We start from the raw sequence: 4753 nt of genomic DNA, 5'->3' as shown, positions 1-4753 counted from the left end.
CATTTAATTGATGCTATAAGGCTCAACATAAGGCATTAAACCTCGTTTTAACATTCGGCTTACGCCACTACCATAAGAACCGAAACGAAGTTCAAAGTTTACGCCAAATTTATTGTCGTAAAATAAGTCATTGATCGTATCACTTGTTGCATTCGATGGCGTTGCCACTAATTTACGAGCAACATAGATATTTGCGGTCCAACAGCAAGTGTTATAGTTCATTGAGAATTGAGTTTCGACAGGCTTTTTCAGTGCAAGATCTTTGTAATGACTAAACATTGCAGCAATATTATCAGTTAATTCCCACGCAACAACCCCACCAAGCTGTTTAATATCTTGCCCATAGTTATTTGAACTTAAATTTTGATCAATATAAGCTCGACTCGCAAAGCGGTAATTTAGTTGAAATAATTTACTCTCATTCGGCTTATATTGTAGTGACATATTCGCCAATGAAGTTTCATTTAAGCGTGTATCATATTGATAACTACCATGCCAATTCCATTTACGATGAAATTTCCAGTTAGATTCAAACGCCCATGAAGAAGAGCGATTCGCCTTACTATTAATAGAAGTATTATCAATCTTTGAAGGGCTTAAATAATAGGTTTGCCCTGCACTGAAATTAAACACTTCTGCCCCTGTTTTATCGCTAAAGAATCGTGTTGTTCCACCTGCTGTCACCAGATTTGCAGAAGAAATTCGATCTAAACCGCTATAACGGCGATCATTAAACAGCGAGAAATAATCGGTTTGCAATAAGGCGGAATCATAACCTAACCCAACACTTTGGTGCAATTTTGAACCAATATCTGCTTGATTGCGATATGGACGATAAATATATTGAGTACGTGGTTCAAACGTTTGGTTAAAACCTTTAAAGAACTGCTTATCTGCCTCAAGTACCGTTTTGAAATCTAACTTAATCTGTGGAATTATACGGTTAACTCTCTTTTTTACCTCTTCAGCTGCTAGAGCGCTTCCCTTCTGTTGGATATAGTGAGTTGCATAAAGTTTAGTTTCCAGATTTAAACTGCCATAGCGATTGGTAAGTGGTGCGTTTAATGTTGGTTCTACGTGGAAACGCCACGCTTTTGGCATTAGTTTGCTATCATTATCAAAACGAGCAGCTTGCGAGAATAAATGAAAATCAGCAATACCTTTTAACGCATCATTTTGATAATAATTGAAATCAATTTGTGGCAATACGCGATATGGACCGATGCTTAAATTATCAAAAGTTTGGAATTTCTTACCTGAAATTGATAGATTATAGTTTGGTTGATAGTAACCTAATCTAAATTGCTGGGTAGCGTAGCCATCCGTACTACTCCCATAGCTTGAATCAAAGTCAGAGAAATAACCAGTATCACTCACTTTAGTATAATTCACATTCAAACGCCAGTCGCTTAAAAAGCTCATATTATGACGCCAATGTAATAAATAGCGTTTGTGGCTACCATCTGTTGGCTGATAACTAATCAAACGATCTTTCGTTATATATTCACTTGCCATCAACCCCTCGCCTAATTTCGTTAAATAGCGAAATTCAGGGCTAATTTGCCACCCACGACGAGAATAATAAGTTGGCGTAAAAGTGGCATCCATATTCGGTGCAATGTTCCAATAAAATGGCTGTGAATAGGTAAAACCATTTTTGCTTGAGCGTTCAAAATTTGGAATCAATAAACCTGAGCGACGACGATCACCAATAGGAAATTGTAAATAAGGAGAATAAAAAACAGGTACGCCCATCACTTTAAAACGAGCATGCCACATTTCAGCATACTCATCTTGTACGTGCTGAATCATCTCGTTCGCTTCAATTGACCAAGATTTATCATTCACTAAACACGAGGTAAAAGAGGCGTTTTTCAATGTACGAGTTTGGTCATTAAAATGACCACTTTCCGACGTACCTCGTCCTTGTCTACCCACTAATTGATAACTTGTATTGAAAAGCTCCGCCGCCTTGCTCGTTAAATCTACTGCAGCATCACGACCTTCTGCTTGAATGAGGTTATCACGATATTGATAAGAGCCTTTTAAAAACGCTTTACGAGCTTGCTTACCTTGCTGTTCCACGCGCACTTCATTAGCAAAAAGCGAGCGATTCCCTTGCTTAATGCTCACATTACCTGTGTAAGTTGCATCCGTCGGCTGGTTCATTAACGCATTATCTGCCTCAATATAGACAGGTGCTTGGTTTGAATCGCCCTTAACCTCTTCACCTTGAAAGCGCGGAACGCCTAATAAACATTGCTCCCTTAAATCTGCTGTTGCAGTTTGACTATAACAAGCTGCCACGACCGCAAGAGAGAGAAGATTGTAACGTTGTTTCATTCTCGTTTCTCTTAAATAATTCTGGAAAACTGTTGTCTTTTTGCAAGCTGTCTTGAATACACATCAAAGCATAAACAAATATTACGAATTAACAAACGACCTCTTGGTGAAACTAAGATGCTTTTTTCATTAAGCTCAAGTAGACCATCTTTAGCCAATGGCTGTAAATAAGTTAAATCTTCAGCAAAATAGGTATTAAAATCAATACCATAGGCTTGCTCTAAGCGGTCAAATTCGAGTTTAAAATTACAAATGAGTGCCTTGATAACATCACGACGAATGCAATCATCTTTAGTTAAGGCTAACCCTTTGCTTAACGCAATACCTGTTTCTTCTACATCAGCATAATATTGTTTTAACTCTTTTTGGTTTTGTGCGTAAGTATCTCCAAGCAAACTGATCGCAGATACTCCCATACCTAATAAATCGCACTCTTCTTGCGTTGTGTAGCCTTGGAAATTACGGTGCAATACGCCATTGGCTTGAGCAATCGCCAGTTCATCATCAGGTTTAGCAAAGTGATCCATCCCGATAAATTTATAGCCATTTTCGCCTAAGAACTGAATTGAATTTTGTAAAATTGTCAGTTTTGTTTCTGGTGGTGGCAACATATCATCTTTAATTTTGATCTGTGCTGCAAAACGGCTTGGCAAGTGGGCATAGTTAAACACGCTCATACGATCTGGATTGAGCTCCACGACACGTTTTAACGTATACATAAAACTTTCTACATTCTGTTTTGGTAAACCGTAGATCAAATCTACATTAGTTGAAACAAAACCAAGCTCTTTCGCACGTTTCATTAAGGCAAAAATAAATTCTTCATCTTGCTCGCGGTTGACAAGCTTTTGTACTTCTTTATCGAAATCCTGAATGCCCATACTAATGCGATTAAAACCAATATGGCGAAGATGATCAAGCATATTCAGCTCAATTTCACGCGGATCCATTTCGATACTAATTTCCGCATCTGCTTGCACATCAAAATGCGTTCTAAGCAGATTCATTAAGCGAGCAGATTGCTTTTCATCTAAATAAGTTGGTGTACCGCCACCCCAGTGAATTTGGGTCACTTTACGGTTTTTAAAAAGTGATGCACGGGTTTTAATCTCTTTTTCAAGGTAATCTAAATAGAGATCGACTTTATGACGATGACGGGTAATGACTTTATTACACGCACAAAAATAGCAAAGTTTATGGCAAAACGGAATGTGCACATAAAGTGAAAGCGGACGTTCAGGATAACGCTCTGCTGCCGCTTTAAAATCTTCGTTAGTGTAATTTTCGCTAAACTCCAATGCGGTCGGATATGACGTATAACGCGGACCAGATTGGTTATATTTTTGAATAAGGTTTAAATCCCAAATAATTTCTGACATTATTGTGCCTTTTTTAAGGTTTTAATTGCTTTGATCAGTTGACCACATTCTACTTGGATCTGCTCAAAAAGCTCCGCTTCTTTTGCTTCGCGGGCAAGATCTTGACGCATCCGCTCATTGCGTTTCAATGCTTTACGTTCATCTAAAATCGCCATATCCTGCACCAGCTCATAAAGTGCCCACATTGCAGGATAGTTCAATAATTTATGCCCTAATACATCAAGCAATGGTTTTAAACGCAGCACGCCTTCTGAAGGATCGCATTGTTCCGTTCTTACCGCATGGGCAATCACTTCCACGCTTTCAAAAATGCGTTCAAAACGCACTTTTTGCTCTTCTTCGGCTTGCTTTCTGAGCTCTCGCTCTAAAGCCTGCTGATTTTTCACTTTCACCCACAAATAGACGGCATAGCCCACCATTGAAAGTAAAATCAGTACAGCTAAAATAATGAGAAAAAATCTAATCATATCAATGCTCAATTTACTGCTTACTATTTAAATTGATTAAGATTGATGGTTTCAAATTGACGTAATAAAGCATCACCTTCATCCATCTCTTCATCTTGAATACCTAAGATTTCCATCAATTCATCAATGCGATCTAAGCACTCATCCACAAATTTCTGATCTTCTGCAGAAAGCACTTTACCTGCATCTAACTCATCCAATAATTGATGCAAGCATTCGTTATTTTCGAGCTGTTCTAATTCCAATTCTGGCGATAAAACTGGTTTAACCTCTTCAGGCAACACAGGTTTAATGAATTGACCTTTTTCTGGTTTATTAACAAATTCAACCATCAATGGAATTTTCTTCTTGCTACCAATACGTGGATCTTTAGCCTCTTTTACCACAGCTTTTTTCTGTTCAGCAGTATCAACATTACGCGAACCTGTTGGTAAGCCTTTATGTTTACGTTTTTTCTTCTCTTCATGCTTGCCAGACGGTTCGCTCCGTGCACACCGTTACAGCTTGTCTCTCCCACTGCAAACAGCTGCGGCATGGACGTGTGGCTGTTCTTGTCTACCCAGA

3 protein-coding genes and 1 pseudogene are annotated in these 4753 nt (G+C 38.5%); all 4 read right to left on the bottom strand.

Features of this window, described 5'->3' with window-relative positions; genetic code table 11:
* Positions 1–3 precede the first annotated feature (3 nt).
* A complete protein-coding gene (lptD, locus tag KH943_RS09245) occupies positions 4–2343 on the bottom strand; it encodes an LPS assembly protein LptD (RefSeq protein ID WP_304110318.1) in 2340 nt (779 codons plus the stop codon).
* Positions 2344–2354: 11 nt separating this feature from the next.
* Positions 2355–3722 carry an oxygen-independent coproporphyrinogen III oxidase gene (hemN, locus tag KH943_RS09240; protein ID WP_304110317.1) on the bottom strand — a complete coding sequence of 456 codons (1368 nt, stop codon included), beginning with the start codon at positions 3720–3722 and terminating at the stop codon, positions 2355–2357.
* The gene (locus tag KH943_RS09235) at positions 3722–4189 is read right to left on the bottom strand and encodes a DUF2489 domain-containing protein (protein ID WP_304110316.1); all 468 of its coding nucleotides are present in this window, start codon (positions 4187–4189) and stop codon (positions 3722–3724) included. The genes hemN and KH943_RS09235 overlap by 1 nt, the downstream gene beginning before the upstream one ends.
* Positions 4190–4212: 23 nt before the next feature.
* Positions 4213–4653, bottom strand: a pseudogene (gene yihI / locus KH943_RS09230) (Der GTPase-activating protein YihI); the annotation flags it as partial.
* Positions 4654–4753 lie beyond the last annotated feature (100 nt).

The sequence above is a fragment of the Haemophilus parahaemolyticus genome (genome assembly GCF_018373095.1).
Classification (GTDB): Bacteria; Pseudomonadota; Gammaproteobacteria; order Enterobacterales; family Pasteurellaceae; genus Haemophilus_A; species Haemophilus_A parahaemolyticus_A.
Note: the sequence above shows the minus strand (reverse complement) of the source record. Positions and strands in the feature narration are given on the sequence as shown.